Origin of the sequence: Psychrobacter phenylpyruvicus DSM 7000 = NBRC 102152 (assembly GCF_000685805.1) — a bacterium.
Classification (GTDB): Bacteria; Pseudomonadota; Gammaproteobacteria; order Pseudomonadales; family Moraxellaceae; genus Psychrobacter; species Psychrobacter phenylpyruvicus.
This window is the reverse complement of record NZ_JMKP01000004.1, coordinates 1-17234: the sequence shown is the minus strand read 5'-3', so window position 1 is coordinate 17234 and position 17234 is coordinate 1. Positions and strand designations below refer to the sequence as shown.

Genomic DNA, 17234 nt, shown 5'->3' with positions numbered 1-17234 from the left:
GCTTGTAGAGCATTTCGCCCTACAAGCATAACATATCACGCTATTGAACTCATCTAGAGCAAACTAGACTCTGCTTAACCTAGATTTACCAGATGACTGACTGAGTGGCCCAAGTGATAAACCCATTAGGTAAGACACCTACATATAGCACTATTAAAGTCACTAGAATTACCATTAAGCCGCCAGCTTGAATACCCCAGTCGCCTAATGCATCAAATTCAATAGTCTTAGTAGGACGCTTAAACAGAGTTAACATCACTCGTAAATAGTAGTATAGACCAATAGCACTACCCACAACAATCATAGCCCCTAAGAACCACTCTCTACCGTCAACTGCGGCAACGATAGCGAAGAACTTAGTGATAAAGCCTGCGGTTAATGGGATACCTGCTAAAGACAGTAACATCACCGTCATCACCCCAGTCAATACTGGACGACGCCAGAATAGACCTTGGTAATGATAAAGCTCAGCAGCTTCACCTGCATCTTTATAAGTACTAGACATTAGGGTAATTACCCCAAATAGACCTAGTGACGTTAAAGCATACATCGCCATGTACATATTGGTGATTGAGTAAGCGCCTGGGCCAATACTTACTGCCACTACTAACACATAACCCATATGCGCAATTGACGAATAACCCAATAGACGCTTTAAGTTGGTCTGACGTACGGCCAATAAGTTACCAAATAAGATAGATAAGGTAGCAATCACTACCAATAGCGTATTTACTGTTGGTAATGCCAATACGGCAGCATCTAACATAAATCTAATCGCCAGCGCCATCATCGCAACTTTAGTCACTGAAGCTAGATAAGTGGCTACTGGGGCTGGTGCACCTTGATACACATCTGGTGTCCAAATATGAAATGGAGCTGCAGATAGTTTGAAGGCAATAGCGAAAGTCATCATTGCAGCGCCAACAATCATTAATGGCGACTCAAACACGTTGCCTAGCGCCTGTGCAATCCCTTTAAAATCTAAGGTGCCTGTTGAGGCATAAATAAAGGCCATACCCATTAATAAGGTTGCTGAAGCTGTGGCAGATAGCACTAAGTACTTCAAACCCGACTCTAATGAGCGGTTGCGCATAAAGGCATAAGCCAACATACCGTATAAAGGCACAGATAATAGCTCAAGGCTCATAAAGAAAGAAGCTAAGTTATGGGCCGATACCATTAGCAAGGCACCAACTGTCGATAATAACAGTAATAGATACAACTCTTCTTTATGATCTTTAAAAGTCTTGAAGTACGGATAGGCTAAAGTACAACAGGCCAGTGATGCTAAGAAGATAAACACCATGTTGAACTGAGCAAAAGGGTCAACGATAAACATACCACTGACAACCACTTGCTCAGGAAGCGCAAACCAGCCCATTATCTGAGCGATTAAGGTGATTAAACCCAAGTTTAATCCCACAACCGCTAGCGTGCCTGTTAAGAAGTGAGAACGCTTTAACGCAATGGCAATCATCACTACCAATAACGTCACGGCGACGATAATCACTGGAGCGAAAGGTAACAATACAGGCCAAGCATTTGCTAGAAGATTATTCATTAACGTACCTCCGCTGCGGCAACTGCTGACTGTATTGACTCTACAGCTTCAAAATTAACAACTTCGTGATAAGTATAAGCATTATTAATCCACTGCATCGCATGACTAGAAGTATCTAATACCGTTTGTGGGTATAACCCTAGCCATACCAAACCGATAGCTAATATAAAAAGTAGCGTTAGCTCTCGTTTATTCAAATCATGTAGATTAATAGGCTTATCATGTGACTCTTCGCCTTCGTAGCTATGATTAATCATATGTGTCGTGTTATTGTCATTGACAGCCAAAGTAGCATTAGCAGGCTGTACTGTAGCTTTCTCTTTTACAGGGTTAACACTGTCAGTGGCTACGGATACCGCTGCATACTTAGGCACTGTCTCTTCCCCAAATAAAGCACGGTAAATAATAATTAATGAATATAATCCTGCCCATACCAAGCTGAAAGTAGCGATTACTACAAATACTGGGTATTTTTCAAAAGAGCCTAATAGGATTAAGATTTCACCAATAAAGTTACCGGTACCTGGGATACCTAATAAAGCTGCACAGAAGAACATTAAGAATGCAGGGTAATAGCGGAATTGACCCCACATACCACCCATTAATGGTAACTCACGAGTGTGCATACGCTCATACAACTGACCGGCCATAATGAACAGAGCTGCTGACGATAAACCGTGAGCCAACATCTGTACCATAAGACCTTGCAGGCTGATTAAAGTACCTGCATAGATGGCTAATACCACAAAGCCCATGTGCGAAATACTGGTATATGCCAATAGACGCTTAAGGTCAGTTTGTACAAAGGCCAACCAAGCACCGTAGAAGATACCGATGGCACCTAAAGTAATGGCAATCGGTGCAAACTCTTGTGAAGCTGCTGGGAAGAATGGCAATACAAAGCGGATCAAACCATAAGCGGCGGTTTTAATTAAGATACCTGCTAAGTCAACCGAACCTGCGGTTGGTGCTTGAGCGTGGGCATCTGGTAACCAGCCATGAAATGGCATGATAGGCAGCTTAACCGCAAAACCAATGAAGAAGCACAGCATAATTGGGTATTCCCAGCCGCCCAGCTGTACGCCCAATAAATCATTGTAGTTGAAACTAAAGATACCTGAAGCACGGTAATTCATGATGACCAGTAATAAGATACCAATCAGCATAATGAGACCTGATGCCTGAGTATAGATAAAGAACTTAGTAGCCGCGTACTCTTTGGTTTTGCCATTGGTGGCGTTATGACCCCAGATGGCAATTAGGAAGTAGATTGGAACTAGCATCATCTCCCAGAAGAAGAAGAATAGGAATAAGTCGATGGCTAAGAAAACCCCGATTACCCCGCCTAAGCTCCATAGCAGGTTAAGATGGAAGAAACCTACACGGCGCTGAATCTCGCCCCATGAACAGCCTACCGCCATAATACCTAAGAAAGCTGTTAGCGAAACCATTAACAGTGACATACCATCTAAGGCTAAATGGAAGCTGATACCAAAGGATTCAATCCAAGGCACACTAAATTCAGCAAACCAAGGTAGCTTAGCCGTTGGTGCTAACACTTGCTCGCTCATACCCGCAAATGCACCTTCTCGCCATAAGACTAATGTTAGGCCAAAGGTGATGATCATACCGATCAAGGCAATCCAGCGTGGCAGACGATTATTAATTTTCTCTACTAACCAGCACAGCGTACCCGCGATGAACGGGGTCGCAATCAATGCTGGCAATATCCAAGCTAATTGAAATTCTGTCATCTTAAATCACCGTCGTCATGACTAGTATCAATAACACTGCCATCCCCAATCCAAAGCTTGCGGCATATCCTCGAAGCGAACCTGTCTGAGTCATGGCCATCACTTTGTTACCCGCTGAAGCAATAGCAGGTAGGATGTTCCATGTCTTATCGACAGGATCTGCTTTAAGCATTTTACCAATTAATAAAAATGGTTTTACGAACACTAAATCATATAAAGCATCAAAGCCTAAACCGTTATAACACCAGTAATAGATAGCACCGCCCAAACTTGATGCTTTGAACTTAGCCAACAATTTACCGCTGTTAGCCACGTAGAGTAACAAGGCTAAGATTAGGCCTGAAGCCATAGCGCCCATGGCGATGAATTCTGCTGTGTGTTTGGCATGAGCTTCACCATTTAGCTCTAATAAATGGCCCACGCTTTCTGGTAGCACCCCTTGCAGAGGTGGTGTAATTAATGCACCTACTGCGGTAGATAATACCAGTAACACCACTAGCGGTAACTGATAAGAGATACCTGATAGCTTGTGCGCTTCAGTTTTTTCTTCACCGAAGAAAGTAAACCAAATCATACGGAAGGTATACAGTGAAGTTAAGAACGCACCGAACACTCCCATGTAGAATAGAACTTGATGACCGGTTGCATAACTTTCCCATAAAATGGCTTCTTTTGAGTAGAAACCTACGGTTACCCAAGGAATTGCCGCTAGTGCGCCACCACCAATGATGAAACACCAGAAAACCAATGGGACCTTCTTACGCAGACCGCCCATCTTAAAGATGTTTTGTTCGTGATGCACAGCAGTAATAACCGCACCGGCAGATAAGAATAATAAGGCTTTAAAGAAAGCATGGGTCATTAAATGGAAGACAGCCCCTTGCCAAGCCCCAACACCTAACGCTAAGAACATGTAACCAATTTGGCTCATGGTCGAATACGCTAGGATACGTTTGATATCGGTTTGTGCTAGGGCGCAGAAGCCAGCCACTACTAAGGTAATCGCCCCTACCGCACCTACCCAGTACAATAAAATACCTGGCGTTAATATAAATAGCGGATGCAGGCGGGCAATTAGATAAACCCCAGCAGTTACCATGGTCGCAGCGTGAATTAACGCAGAAACAGGCGTTGGACCTGCCATCGCATCCGCAAGCCAAGTGTGCAGAGGAATTTGTGCAGACTTACCCATTGCGCCACCGACTAGCATCATGGTTGCCAATACTAAAGTAGAGTTATTGGCTTCAAACATTTGCGGTGCTTGGGTAATAATGTCTTGAATATTCAAAGTACCGAATTCACGGAACAATAAGAATAGACCAAAGGCTAAAAACACGTCACCGATACGAGTTACGGTAAAGGCTTTGATTGCTGCACGGCCATTGGCTCTGTTTTGATAGTAGAAACCAATTAGCAAGTACGAACAGATACCTACCCCTTCCCAGCCTAAATAAAGAAGCAGTAAGTTGTCCGCCAATACCAAAAGAATCATGCTGGCGACGAACAAGTTCATATAGCTAAAGAAACGGGCAAAGCCAACATCACCTTTCATATACCATGAGGCAAATAGGTGAATTAGGAAGCCGACACCAGTGATTACCCCTAACATGGTTAAGGCTAAACCATCGAAGCTTAGACCAAAAGCTGGTGCAAAGTCGCCGACTTGTAACCAAGTCCATAATGGGACGTTGATAACAGTACTAGGATCATTGGCCTGTAAATAGCTTACTGAGGCAATCAGAGCACATAAGGCCGAAAGCCCCATGCTACCAACGCCTAAAAACTTGGCCGCGTTTTCTGATAATTTATCACGCATTGCCGCCAATATTAAGAAGCTTATGGCTGGAAAAATAAAGGTTAACGCTAATAAACTCATCTCATTAACCTCTCATCTCATTGGCCGAATCAATGTCTAAATGACCGCGGCGATGGTAGAACTGTAATAAAATGGCTAAGCCTAATGACGCTTCAGCCGCTGCTAAGGTTAATATAAAGATAAACATAATTTGACCATCAGCACTTAACCAATGACTGCCAGCGACGATAAAGGCTAGTCCGGCGGCACTCATCATAATCTCTAAGCTCATTAGCATGAATAAGAAATTACGGCGAACCATAACTCCACATAAGCCAATGGCAAAAATGATCGCTGCCAATATTAGGCCATGCTCCATAGGGATAGGCCCTAAAATAGAGTTTTCTACTACCGCATTGTTTGGGGTACCCTGCACCATTTCGACAGTAGTTACTTGCAGCGACTGAGATGTAGTTGCTGAAGCAATATCTGGATTGGCAGTACTCACAGCCACCCCCTCAAGGGTATGGGCTGTTTCAGAGGTTGCAGTTGCCATTAACTATCCTCCTTATTGTGCAGGTTAGATCTAACGTTAGATTTATTATGAGTATCAATGAAGTCTTTGGCATCAATAGGTTGATAGTCATAAACCTCATCGCTATGACCTCTTGGCGCTGAAAGACGGCTGGTGTGACTCTCATTTTCATCATCCAGCGCTTTTTTACCCAAGTGGTAAGCGGCAACTAGCGCAGCCAATAATAATAAAGCGGCTACTTCTACTAATAGTAGGTATTCAGTAAATAAAGCAATACCCACCTGCTTAGCAGAGACAGTTGTCGCCCCTATTGTGGCGCTCGCTACTGTACCCTCTACCGTAGAAATACCATTGCCCAAGGACAACATATAAACCAAGACTACAGCAATAACAAAAGTTAGTGCAGTTGGTACCGCCCAGACATCTGAGGCCAACCACTTACTTTCACGAGCATCATTCTTAGTTCCTAAGTTCAGCATCATAATAACGAAAACGAACAGTACTAAGATCGCTCCAGCATATACGATAACTTGTAACGCTCCAGCAAAAGGGGCGCCGATAATAAAAAATATACCTGCCAAAGCAAGCAATGTCACAATCATAGAAAGAATGGCATGAACAGGATTAGCGAGCATAATGACTCGTAAGCTGGCAATAATTGCCACCAAGCCTAGGGCGTAGAATCCTACCAATGCAGTATTATCAAACCAGTGTAGCCAACTCATGGCAATAGACTCCTTAAATCGACAGGTTGAGCCTCATTTTGGGCAGCACCTTTTGGTTTGTCTTTAATCGCCATACCGCTAACACGGTAATAGTTATAGTCAGGATATTTACCTGGACCTGAGATTAATAGGTGTTCTTTTTCGTATACTAAGTTTTGGCGTACATATTCACCCAACTCAAAATCTGGAGTTAGCTGAATGGCTGTAGTTGGACAGGCTTCTTCGCACATACCACAAAAGATACAGCGAGAGAAGTTAATACGGAAAAACTCAGGATACCAGCGCCCATCTTCACGCTCAGCTTTTTGTAATGAGATACAAGCCACAGGGCAAGCTACTGCACATAAGTTACACGCCACACAGCGCTCGTCACCATCTGGATCACGGGTCAGGACAATACGGCCCCTAAAGCGTGGTGGCACAGGAACAGGCTGTTCAGGATACAATATCGTATCTCGAGGTCTAAACGCATGACTGTTAACCATCCACATAGAACGCACAATGGTAAACATGCCCACGACTGTATTTTTCAACGTTTTAAACATGTTAACTTCTCTAATTGCTTATCAGTGATGAGGCCGCTAAAGCGTTTTAATCGGCCCATCTAACCCAATAAATAGAAGATTCAAAAACTCAGTATTTTATTATCGAACTAAGTCTTACTTAACTATACTTTCTTAAATTTGCTGTGTTACTTTTTGTGTCTTAATTTACTGAGCAGCGGAAATTAAGATCAATGCTGCGGTAATTAATAAGTTAATTAAAGTCACAGGCAGACACACCTTCCAACCAAAGTTCATCACCTGATCATATCTTGGGCGGATTAATGAACCGCGTGCCAAGACGAACATAGTCATGAAAAATAAAGTCTTAATCATGAACCAAAAGGCAGGAGGTAGAATGGTAAAGCCTAGATTTAATGGCGCATCCCAACCACCGAAGAACAGGCAGGTCATCAATGCCGAAATCAGCACAACGTTGACATACTCACCAATAAAGAACATACCAAATTTCATGCCTGAATATTCGACATGATAACCCTCGGCCAATTCTTGTTCTGCTTCTGGTTGGTCAAAAGGATGACGGTGAGTTACCGCCACACCCGCCACAACGAAGGTTAAGAACCCTAAAAATTGTGGGAAAACATTCCAGTTCCAAAAGCCGCCTGTTTGAGCTACTACAATTTCACGTAGGTTGAAAGAGCCTGTCATGGCCACAACACCCATCAAGGATAAGCCTAAGAACACTTCATAACTGATGGTCTGTGCTGCAGAACGGAGGCCACCCAACAAAGAAAATTTGTTATGTGAAGCCCAACCACCAAACATTACCGCATACACGGCCATACCTGCCATGGCAAAGAAAAATAAGATACCAATATTCCAATCTGCAACCCCTAAAGTTGGTGAAATTGGAATAATAGCAAATGAGGCTAATGCCGTGAACATGGCAATACCTGGGGCTAGGATAAACATGAACTTATCAGCAAACTTCGGTGTCCAATCCTCTTTAAAGAAGATTTTCAACATATCTGCTATAAGCTGTAATGACCCCCAAGGCCCTACTCGGTTTGGTCCATAACGGTCTTGCCATAAGGCCAGCATGCGGCGCTCATAAATAATCATTAATGCAGCGACAATAACCACGACTAGGAAGATAACCAAAGCTTGGCCAACTAAGAATAAAGTATTCCAAGCTTCTACCGACAAGCTTTGACTTAGAAAGCCTGGCACCTCAGGGATGATTCGAATAGATTCCATATTAACCTCCCTGACCCTCTAAATGTGGTTTGTTATTTGTTGCTGTTGACGTTTGTGGTGGATCTATTTTTAGTACGGATGCTGGTAAGTGACCATGTAAAATGGGTACTTGACCGACTGGATAGCCAATACATCCCTCTGCAAGATAAGTTACGATATTTACTGGCAACTCGACACGCTGCCCATCTACAGTGATGGCCAACCAGTCGTTATCACTTACTTGCCAGTGTTCCGCATCCTCAGCCCCAATATAAAATGCAGGCTGCTGCATTTGTTCTGCAACTACTGGACTTCTATGAGCCATCGCAGAGCTGCCATACATATTATGTACTGGAACCAACTTGGCTTGACCTTGGAAAATACTGGTCTTAACAGGCTGAGCCAATTCTGGACGAATATATTCGCGTTTTGCGCGCTTTTTAGTTTCATCCATTAAGTCAAATAGACGAATACCTGGGTCGCCTTGCTTTAGGCTACCCCCCACTTTGTCTTGATATTTATTCCATGCTTGTGGTGAGTTCCAACCTGGAGCTTGAGCAAATGGGATCATCGATCCTGGTGTCTGCGTACCACTATAACCTTCCATCGAAAAGGTTAGACCTGTGTCTAAATCTTTTGGCTGCATAGGCTCATGCACTGAGATATTGGCACGCATCGCAGTACGGCCTGAGTAACGTCTTGGCTCACGTGCAATTTTTAGACCTGAAATACGGAAGTCTGAGTCTGGTGCTGCCTGCTTAATAGCCTCTAGATTAGGATGGGTCTTAACCAATTCATTAATAACATCATCCAACTGAGTCCAATCCAGAGGAAGCTGATTTAGACTGGTTTCAACAGCATGTAACCAGCGCCAGCCCTCTTTAATACAGTTCTTATGATCGTAGTAGCTTGGATCATAGACTTGGAAGAAGCGCTGAGCACGCCCTTCAGCAGAGATCAAAGTACCATCTGCTTCTGCGAAGCTTGCCGCTGGCAACACAATATCAACAAACTTATGCCAATATAAGTTTTGATGATCTAAAGCAATAACTGTCTTGTCGCTTAATAGCTGAGCCAACTTGTCAATATCCAGGGCATCAGTTAGTTGGTTTTCGGCGACAATAACCGCATCAAAGTCAGTTGCTAATAACTCTTCGACCGACTTACCGCCTAATAAGCAAACACCGAAACTGTTGGCATTGGGCACGCTTAAGTATAAGCCCGCTTGCTTGCTGTACTTTTGATTGGCTTGCTTTAATTCTAAAGGCTCTTGGTTTGGCTCACGCTCTAGATCATCAGCAGCTTTTGATTGACCAGCCTGATCGGGCTTAGCATCAAGCTCTTTGTCCTCGCTTGGCTGCTGCTCAGCTTGTTGGGCGCGAACTTTAGCATTGTGAACTTCAATTTGCTCCAGTTCATAAGCTTTAATCTGGTCACGTTTATCGGTTAAAGCTTGTGCAATTTGAGCAGATGCTTCAATAATAGCCGCACTAAACTGACCAGTACCTGAGACAACTAAGGGTTTATCAGCTGTCACCAGATCGATGGCAATTTGCTGAGCCAACTCTTGCATAGCATCGGCTTCGGCTTCAGCCTCTTGTGAGGATGCTTGTTTAATTTGCTCAAGGTCATTATCTAAAGCCTTGATGGCATCGGCTACTGCAAAACCTAAGCTGGCAATGTCTTCGGGCGTTGCCACACAGCTCACTTTACTGATGTCATCTAATTTGGTTTGAACCGTATCTACAATGTAGACTGGGCTTAATTCTTTTTGACCAATACGCTGTACTGGCTCTGCTAACCAAGATTCTGTTTTTAGCGCTTCCGCCATTTTGATTTTTTTGTTTTTTGCTGCTTGGCGAATTGCCAAAGCAATGCGCGGACTGGTTTGGGTAACATCTTCACCCAAAATAAATACCGCGTCATACTCTTCAATCTCAGCCATGGTTGGGTTATAAATGCCTTGAGTAGTTAATATCTCAATACATTTCTCAACCAAGCTTTGTTGGTGGCTGTTTAAACCGGTTGAAAAGTTGTCAAATCCAACCAGTTTTTTTAGCGCAAAGTTGGTCTCTAAGCTGGCTCTTGGCGACCCAATACCGATAACCTTTTTACCAGTTAAACGCTTAACAGTCTCATCTAAAGCATAGTCAACATTAATTTTGACATGTTTGTCATTAATGTGCTCAATAGCTTGAACCGGACGGTCCTCACGATTGACATAACCGTAACTAAAGCGGCCTAGGTCACATAAGAAATAACGGTTTACTTCACCATTATAACGGTTTTCGATACGACGAAGCTCACCATAGCGCTCACCGGCTGAAATGTTACAGCCCGCTGAACAGCCATGACAGATGCTTGGCGCATACTGCATGTCCCATTTACGGTTATAACGTTCTGAATGTGTTTTATCAGTGAACACCCCAGTTGGGCACACTTCGGTTAAGTTACCAGAGAATTCGCTTTCAAGTTGACCGTCTTTATCACGACCAAAATAAACTCGGTTATTTGAGGCATAAACCCCTAAGTCTTCACCGCCAGCGTAGTCTTTGTAATAGCGCACACAGCGATAACACGCAATACAGCGGTTCATCTCATGGGCGATAAAAGGACCCAGCTCTTGGTTATGGTGAGTCCGCTTAGTGAAACGATAACGACGCTTATTGTGACCTGACATATAAGTCATGTCTTGCAGGTGACAATGACCACCCTCTTCACACGTTGGACAATCGTGAGGATGGTTGGTCATTAAAAATTCAACAATAGATTTTCGAAATGCTTTGGCCTCAGCATCATCCACTGAAATGTACATGTCATCGGTAGGAGCTACCATACATGACATGACCAATCGGCCCTTACCTGCTGCTGCGTCTTCTGCATTGTTAAACTGCTTTACCGCGCACTGACGGCATGAGCCGACTGAACCAAGTGCAGGGTGATAGCAGAAATAAGGCACATCGATACCCAATGACAGACATGCCTCTAATAGGTTATCTGCCCCGTTTACCTCGACCTGCTTACCGTCAATATGTATGACCGCCATGCCTGTTTCTACTCCTCTACTTCACATCACTAGGGTTAGAAGTTGGGGTCTTATTCCCGGCTTCTGCGCCTGCTGTTGTATCCGAATTAACGTTAGTACCGGTATCTGCGCCTGAATTAGACGATGCCGCAGGACTGCCGCTTCCCATAGATGACATTACTTTTTTGATTTCCGACTCAGCCCACTCTGAAGTTTCAGCATCTACCTCTACCGCTGGCACCACGATTTTGCTGTCAAATTCATGACGGAAATATTTAAGCGCACTCATTAACGGCTCCATAGCCCCTGGTGCGTGCGCACAGAAAGTCTTACCTAACCACAAATCACGGGTTAAGCCTTCTAGTTTTTCAACATCACCTACTTGACCTTCACCATTATCGATGGCGGTCAATAGCTTCACGCCCCAAGGCAAGCCGTCACGGCAAGGGGTACAGAATCCGCAAGACTCACGTTGGAAGAATATCTCCAAGTTTTTTAGTAATGGCACCATGTCCTGTGACTCATCGACCACCATAATCAGACCAGTACCCATACGGCTACCCGCTTTTTGGATACTATCAAAGTCCATGGGTACATCTAAATGCTCTGTGGTTAAAAAGTCAGTAGATGCCCCACCTGGTAACCAAGCTTTTAGGCGTTTGCCCTGCTTCATGCCACCAGCAAAGTCTTCAATAATTTCACGGGCAGTATAGCCAAATGGCAGCTCCCAAAGACCTGGATCATTGACCAGACCAGAGCAGCCAAAGATTTTAGTTCCTGGTGTGGTACTGTTGCCCTTGGCGTTTGGCAATGCTTGATACCACTCAACACCATTAATCAAAATGGCTGGCATGTTACTTAAGGTCTCGACGTTGTTAACAACAGTAGGACGACCCCAAGCCCCTGAAACTTGTGGGAACGGCGGCTTAGTACGAGGGTTCGCACGGCGGCCTTCAAGACAGTTAATCAGCGCGGTTTCTTCACCACAGATATAACGACCCGCCCCAGTATGCACGTGTAAATTAAAGCTAAATTCTGAGCCTAAGATGTTGTCGCCCAATAAGTTGTTGGCCAAACACTCTTCAATGGCTGCCATTAAACGCTCTGCGGCAACAATATATTCACCGCGAATAAAGATATAACCGTCAGTTGCTCCAATAGCATGAGCGGTGATCAGCATACCTTCGATTAGCTGAAATGGCAGACGCTCCATAAGTAAGCGGTCTTTAAAAGTACCTGGCTCCATTTCATCGGCGTTACAAATTAAATAGCGAGGTCCCCCATCCGGCGGAGTCATGAATGACCACTTTAGACCAGCGTTAAAGCCTGCACCACCACGGCCACGCACGTTGGCCGCTTTAATCATGTCACCCACTTCTTTGGGCGGTTTGTTTAAAGCTGTCTGTAGACCTTCAAAGCCACGTAAAGATTGATAAGTAGCCAAATCCAAGATGGCATCATGATGTGCCAAACGCCAAGTTAATGGCTTAGTCTCAATAGTTGCGGTAGCTTTGTCACCATAAATAGGCACACGCTGGTTGTTTAATTGGCTCGGCGCTTGACCTTGCTTACGACGGGCATACTGTTCAGCAATGCTTAGTCTTGGCGTCTCGGCAGCTAACACTTGTTCATTCTGACTCATGGATAATACTCCAATAACTCGGCAACCTGGTCAGGCGTAACCGGACCAAAAGTATCTTCGTCTATTAACACAGAAGGGCCTTTATCGCAGTTACCTAAACAGCAGATCGGCAGTAACGTAAAACGACCATCCGCTGTAGTTTGACCAAATTCGATACCTAGCTGTGACTTTAGCTCAGCAGCCAGCTCTTCATAACCGGTCAAATAACAGGCAATAGAGTCACATACTAAGATAACATGACGTCCTACTGGTGAACGATAGATACGGTTAAAGAAGGTAGCCACTCCTTCAATATCGGTTACTGGTACATCAAGTAAATTGGCAATAGCATTTACCTGAGCATCATCTACCCAACCATTACGCTTCTGTACCAGCTTTAGCGCATCTAAAGAGGCCGCTCGAGCTTGAGGATAATGATGAATATACTCATTAATTCCCTCAATTTCTTGAGCAGTCAAGATGCTGGCAACATCTACTGTTGGGGTTTTATCGGTCACAATCTTAATCATTGTATTATTTTCTCTTTAACTGCTAGCCAAGTCGACTGTCTGACCTGCTGGCTTGATATATTAGAAAATTGAAAACTATCTGCTATCTTTTATCTGTCCGTATCCGCCATCACAATATCAATTGAGGCTAAATAAATAATCGCGTCTGATACCAAACTACCATTAATTACAGAAGGCATTTGCTGTAAATGTGCGAAAGTTGGAGTACGAATACGGGTACGGTAACTCATGGTCGAGCGGTCTGAGGTAATGTAGTAGCTGTTGATACCCTTAGTCGCTTCTACCATCATCGACGCTTCACCTGCTGGCATTACTGGACCCCAAGATACCGAGATAAAGTGGTTAATCAGGGTCTCAATGTCATTTAGTGTACGGTCTTTTGGTGGCGGTACTGCCAGTGGGTGATCCGCCTTGTAAGGACCTGATGGCATGTTATCCATACACTGTCTGATAATGCGTAGCGACTGACGAATCTCTTCAATCTTCACCATACAGCGGTCATAAGCGTCGCCGTTATAGCCTACTGGGATTTCAAAATCGAAGTTCTCATAACCCATGTAAGGACGTGCTTTACGCAAATCAAAATCAACACCAGTGGCACGTAGACCTGCTCCAGTTACCCCCCAAGCTAAAGCTTGTTTGGCATTATACTGAGCCACATTTTGGGTACGGCCTTTTAATACTGAGTTTTCCATAGCCGCTTTAACATATTCGTCTAAACGCTTTGGCATCCAATCTAAGAACTCACGTACCAAACGCTGCCAACCGCGAGGTAAGTCAGCAGCTGTACCACCAATACGGAACCATGCTGGGTGCATACGATAGCCGGTTACCGCTTCAATGACATCATAAGCTTTTTGACGGTCAGTAAACATATAGAATACTGGGGTCATACCACCCGCATCTTGAATAAAGGTACCAAAGTACAGTAGGTTGTTAGTAATGCGGAAAAACTCACTCATCATCACACGGATAGTTTGAGCGCGCTCTGGCACTGTAATCCCTGCTAATTGCTCTACCGCCATCACATAAGGTAGCTCATTCATTACCCCGCCAAGATAATCGATACGGTCGGTATAAGGAATGTAAGAGTGCCAAGTTTGACGCTCTGCCATTTTCTCGGCGCCACGGTGGTGATAACCGATATCTGGGATACAGTCGATGATTTCTTCCCCATCAAGCTGAAGCACTAAACGGAATGCACCGTGAGCTGAAGGGTGGTTAGGTCCTATGTTTAGAAACATGAAGTCTTCATCACGACCACTACGCTTCATACCCCACTCTTCAGGGATAAAACGTAAGCTCTCTTGCTCAAACTGCTGTTTGGCCGCGTTTAAGAAGTAAGGGGTAAATTCAGTAGCACGGGCGTGATACTCTTTACGTAGTGGGTGACCTTCCCAATATTTAGGCAATAAAATACGAGTTAAGTGCGGATGCCCTTCAAAAACAATACCGAACATATCCCATACTTCACGCTCATACCAGTTGGCATTCGGCCAAATTTTGGTGGCCGTTGGAATATTCAGATCGTCTTCTGACAGTGCTACTTTGACTCGGATATCACTGTTACGCTCAAGCGACATTAAGTGATAAAAGACTGTAAAGTCACTGGCTGGCAACCCATCACGATGCTTACGCAAACGCTCATCCATTGCAGATAAGTCTAATAACATCACATAAGGTTTAGGCAGGGTGCGTAAGAACATTAGGATTTCAAGTAAATCACTTCGTGCAACCCAAATGGTAGGAATGCCATCAAAAGTAAATTGCTCTGTAAATTTACCCGCAAATTTGTGTCCAAGTTCACGCAGCACAGGATGCTGTGTCATATTTGGATTGGCGCTATTATTAGTCGCGTTGCTATTATCCGTTACCATGGTTACCGCTTACCTCAGAGTCATTGCAATTATTGCGAATACGGAAGGGTGAATATTTATAACGGGCTCTGCACCACGGGCACAAAACCCTTGTTAACTGTTTAGTTCTAATTAACTGTCTAGCTCTAACTTTACTGGCTGTCAATAAAGCTAGCTATAAACCAAAATTTGATTAAATCTAGTTTTAAATACTGTCTGGGCTGCGTAAGTTTTTCACCGCAATACGATCGGCTTGTTTGCGATCACGCTCAGGAAGCATTTGTGGCTGATAGATGCCTTTCTCATTTACATAAGCCCCTAATGGACGGCGCTCTTTGGTAATTGACTCTTGTAACAACATCAAGCCTTGAATCAACGCTTCAGGACGAGGTGGACAGCCTGGTACATAGACATCGACTGGGATAATCTTATCCACGCCTTGTACCACTGAATAGATATCGTACATACCGCCTGAGTTGGCACATGATCCCATCGAGATTACCCATTTAGGCTCAAGCATCTGTTCGTATAGACGCTGAATAACTGGGGCCATCTTCACGAAACAAGTCCCGGCCACAATCATCACGTCAGCCTGACGTGGAGAGGCACGAATAACCTCAGCGCCGAAGCGTGATAAGTCATGTACCGCGGTCAAAGTCGTTGCATATTCAACATAACAGCATGACGTACCAAAGTTAAACGGCCAAAGTGAGTGTTTGCGTCCCCAGTTGGCTGAGGCATGCACCATGTCCTCAAGCTTACCCATAAACACGTTGCGGTTTACTTCTTCCTCAATAGGATCAGTAACAGTTTGGCGTGTCTGCGCTGGATAAGTATCGGCATCAGGATTTGCACGGGTTAGCGTATATTTCATGATATAACCCTTAAGAAGACGATTTATTAGAAGATGAAGGAGTAGAAGCGTTACTAAAGTCAACCGTAGTAACATTACCTGTCACGTTGATACGGTCAATATTAGCCAAATGGCGTTTATTGGCTTCAATATCATTAGAGACGTTAACTTGACCAGAAGATTGGGCAGGCACTTTACCTGTTGGGTCGGTATGTAACTCATCAATACCATTAAACTGAGTGATGCTGGCCAAGTCAAAACCTGCAGGAGCTTGAGTCAAGCGCTCTTTTTTACGACGCTTATCTGCTGGCGCCCAATTCATTGCTCCTAATTTAAGTTCATAAATCAGACCAATAAACAAGATACCAATGAATACGGCAGCTGTGGCAAAGCCTATCCAGCCTACCTCTCTAACAGATACCGAATAAGCATATAGATATAAAGCTTCTAAATCGAAAATAACAAAGAAGATGGCCACAAGATAGAATTTTGCAGACATACGAATTCGGGCATTGCCAGCTCCGACAACGCCCGATTCAAATACTTCTTCTTTTTCTGTACCTTGCGAGCGTCCACCTAATAAACGGGGTACTACCAGCATGAATACAACCAAACCAATAGCTGCCAAAATGAAGGCTAATGCTGACCAATTAAAGGCGGAATTCATTTGTATATCTCCCTACTGGCTCGTATCCTACTATAGTCTTAGTGTATTCAGCTCTAAATATATTTATTGAAATAAGAGCAGTTACTTACAGGATACATCGGCTGGTAAAATTAAGATGCTACTATACTTTTTTTATACACTAAATGCCAATTTAATACTGAATGAGAGGGTCATATTTCAAAATAAGTTCCCCCTTTACATACATTGATATTTATGGCTTTTAAAAGCAGCACCATTCAGCAAACGCTTGATTATTAAATATTTTATCGCATATTACAGCTAGTTCTTAAACCCCACTCTCAACACTTTTAGGGGTTGAAAAAAAATGACACCTCACTATCCTTAAAGTTTTCGACCAAGAAGACCAAGGACAATGAGATGCCACTTGACGAATTTATCATTAATATCTATCTGATGGTAGAGCAATATTACAACTTAGTCGTTCAAAAACCGTTAAGAAGAGGCGGATTTGCGCCTAAACTTAGCGATACTGAAATTATATGTATGGAGCTAGTTGGTGAGTTTATGGGCATGGATCAAGACAAACAAATCTGGCAATATTTTAAAAACCAC

The 17234-nt window shown here is 43.7% G+C and carries 13 protein-coding genes and 1 pseudogene; 1 reads left to right on the top strand and 13 read right to left on the bottom strand.

Annotation, left to right across the window (positions count from 1 at the left end):
• Positions 1-85 precede the first annotated feature (85 nt).
• The 13 genes from nuoN to ndhC all read right to left on the bottom strand — a co-directional run bounded on the left by nuoN (position 86) and on the right by ndhC (position 16661).
• A complete protein-coding gene (gene nuoN, locus G561_RS0102315; RefSeq protein WP_028858121.1) occupies positions 86-1561 on the bottom strand; it encodes an NADH-quinone oxidoreductase subunit NuoN in 1476 nt (491 codons plus the stop codon).
• Positions 1561-3315 (bottom strand): NADH-quinone oxidoreductase subunit M, encoded by a 1755-nt coding sequence (gene nuoM, locus G561_RS0102310; protein ID WP_028858120.1) that lies wholly within the window; start codon positions 3313-3315, stop codon positions 1561-1563. The genes nuoN and nuoM overlap by 1 nt, the downstream gene beginning before the upstream one ends.
• Position 3316: 1 nt before the next feature.
• Positions 3317-5191, bottom strand: a complete 1875-nt coding sequence (gene nuoL, locus G561_RS0102305) for an NADH-quinone oxidoreductase subunit L (RefSeq protein WP_028858119.1) — start codon at positions 5189-5191, stop codon at positions 3317-3319.
• A gap of 4 nt (positions 5192-5195) precedes the next feature.
• Entirely contained in the window at positions 5196-5549 is a 354-nt protein-coding gene (gene nuoK / locus G561_RS0102300) for an NADH-quinone oxidoreductase subunit NuoK (RefSeq protein ID WP_051584337.1), read from the bottom strand.
• Between the two features lie 116 nt (positions 5550-5665).
• The gene (nuoJ, locus tag G561_RS0102295; protein ID WP_028858117.1) at positions 5666-6370 is read right to left on the bottom strand and encodes an NADH-quinone oxidoreductase subunit J; all 705 of its coding nucleotides are present in this window, start codon (positions 6368-6370) and stop codon (positions 5666-5668) included.
• The gene (gene nuoI / locus G561_RS0102290) at positions 6367-6915 is read right to left on the bottom strand and encodes an NADH-quinone oxidoreductase subunit NuoI (protein WP_011960909.1); all 549 of its coding nucleotides are present in this window, start codon (positions 6913-6915) and stop codon (positions 6367-6369) included. The genes nuoJ and nuoI overlap by 4 nt, the downstream gene beginning before the upstream one ends.
• A 165-nt stretch (positions 6916-7080) precedes the next feature.
• Positions 7081-8130, bottom strand: coding sequence for an NADH-quinone oxidoreductase subunit NuoH (gene nuoH, locus G561_RS0102285; RefSeq protein WP_081794343.1), 1050 nt, complete (start codon positions 8128-8130; stop codon positions 7081-7083).
• A gap of 1 nt (position 8131) precedes the next feature.
• Positions 8132-11155 carry an NADH-quinone oxidoreductase subunit NuoG gene (gene nuoG / locus G561_RS0102280; RefSeq protein ID WP_028858115.1) on the bottom strand — a complete coding sequence of 1008 codons (3024 nt, stop codon included), beginning with the start codon at positions 11153-11155 and terminating at the stop codon, positions 8132-8134.
• Between the two features lie 16 nt (positions 11156-11171).
• On the bottom strand, positions 11172-12776 hold the full coding sequence (gene nuoF / locus G561_RS0102275; RefSeq protein WP_028858114.1) for an NADH-quinone oxidoreductase subunit NuoF: 1605 nt from the start codon (positions 12774-12776) through the stop codon (positions 11172-11174).
• Positions 12773-13282, bottom strand: coding sequence for an NADH-quinone oxidoreductase subunit NuoE (gene nuoE, locus G561_RS0102270; protein ID WP_028858113.1), 510 nt, complete (start codon positions 13280-13282; stop codon positions 12773-12775). Before nuoE ends, nuoF begins: the two co-directional genes overlap by 4 nt.
• Before the next feature lie 92 nt (positions 13283-13374).
• On the bottom strand, positions 13375-15162 hold the full coding sequence (gene nuoC / locus G561_RS0102265) for an NADH-quinone oxidoreductase subunit C/D (protein WP_028858112.1): 1788 nt from the start codon (positions 15160-15162) through the stop codon (positions 13375-13377).
• A gap of 184 nt (positions 15163-15346) precedes the next feature.
• On the bottom strand, positions 15347-16015 hold the full coding sequence (locus G561_RS0102260) for a NuoB/complex I 20 kDa subunit family protein (RefSeq protein ID WP_028858111.1): 669 nt from the start codon (positions 16013-16015) through the stop codon (positions 15347-15349).
• A 10-nt stretch (positions 16016-16025) separates the two neighbouring features.
• Complete coding sequence (gene ndhC / locus G561_RS0102255; RefSeq protein ID WP_028858110.1) at positions 16026-16661, bottom strand: NADH-quinone oxidoreductase subunit A; 636 nt, start codon at positions 16659-16661, stop codon at positions 16026-16028.
• Between the two features lie 378 nt (positions 16662-17039).
• On the opposite strand from ndhC, the pseudogene G561_RS13795 reads away from it, so the two are divergent.
• Positions 17040-17234: pseudogene (locus G561_RS13795) on the top strand (IS982 family transposase); the annotation flags it as partial.

What these genes read in the sequence shown, in the direction of transcription:
- nuoN (WP_028858121.1), bottom strand. Translation starts at nt 1,561, where the DNA reads ATGAATAATCTTCTAGCAAATGCTTGGCCTGTATTGTTACCTTTCGCT.
- nuoM (WP_028858120.1), bottom strand. Translation starts at nt 3,315, where the DNA reads ATGACAGAATTTCAATTAGCTTGGATATTGCCAGCATTGATTGCGACC.
- nuoL (WP_028858119.1), bottom strand. Translation starts at nt 5,191, where the DNA reads ATGAGTTTATTAGCGTTAACCTTTATTTTTCCAGCCATAAGCTTCTTA.
- nuoK (WP_051584337.1), bottom strand. Translation starts at nt 5,549, where the DNA reads ATGGTGCAGGGTACCCCAAACAATGCGGTAGTAGAAAACTCTATTTTA.
- nuoJ (WP_028858117.1), bottom strand. Translation starts at nt 6,370, where the DNA reads ATGAGTTGGCTACACTGGTTTGATAATACTGCATTGGTAGGATTCTAC.
- nuoI (WP_011960909.1), bottom strand. Translation starts at nt 6,915, where the DNA reads ATGTTTAAAACGTTGAAAAATACAGTCGTGGGCATGTTTACCATTGTG.
- nuoH (WP_081794343.1), bottom strand. Translation starts at nt 8,130, where the DNA reads ATGGAATCTATTCGAATCATCCCTGAGGTGCCAGGCTTTCTAAGTCAA.
- nuoG (WP_028858115.1), bottom strand. Translation starts at nt 11,155, where the DNA reads ATGGCGGTCATACATATTGACGGTAAGCAGGTCGAGGTAAACGGGGCA.
- nuoF (WP_028858114.1), bottom strand. Translation starts at nt 12,776, where the DNA reads ATGAGTCAGAATGAACAAGTGTTAGCTGCCGAGACGCCAAGACTAAGC.
- nuoC (WP_028858112.1), bottom strand. Translation starts at nt 15,162, where the DNA reads ATGGTAACGGATAATAGCAACGCGACTAATAATAGCGCCAATCCAAAT.
- G561_RS0102260 (WP_028858111.1), bottom strand. Translation starts at nt 16,015, where the DNA reads ATGAAATATACGCTAACCCGTGCAAATCCTGATGCCGATACTTATCCA.
- ndhC (WP_028858110.1), bottom strand. Translation starts at nt 16,661, where the DNA reads ATGAATTCCGCCTTTAATTGGTCAGCATTAGCCTTCATTTTGGCAGCT.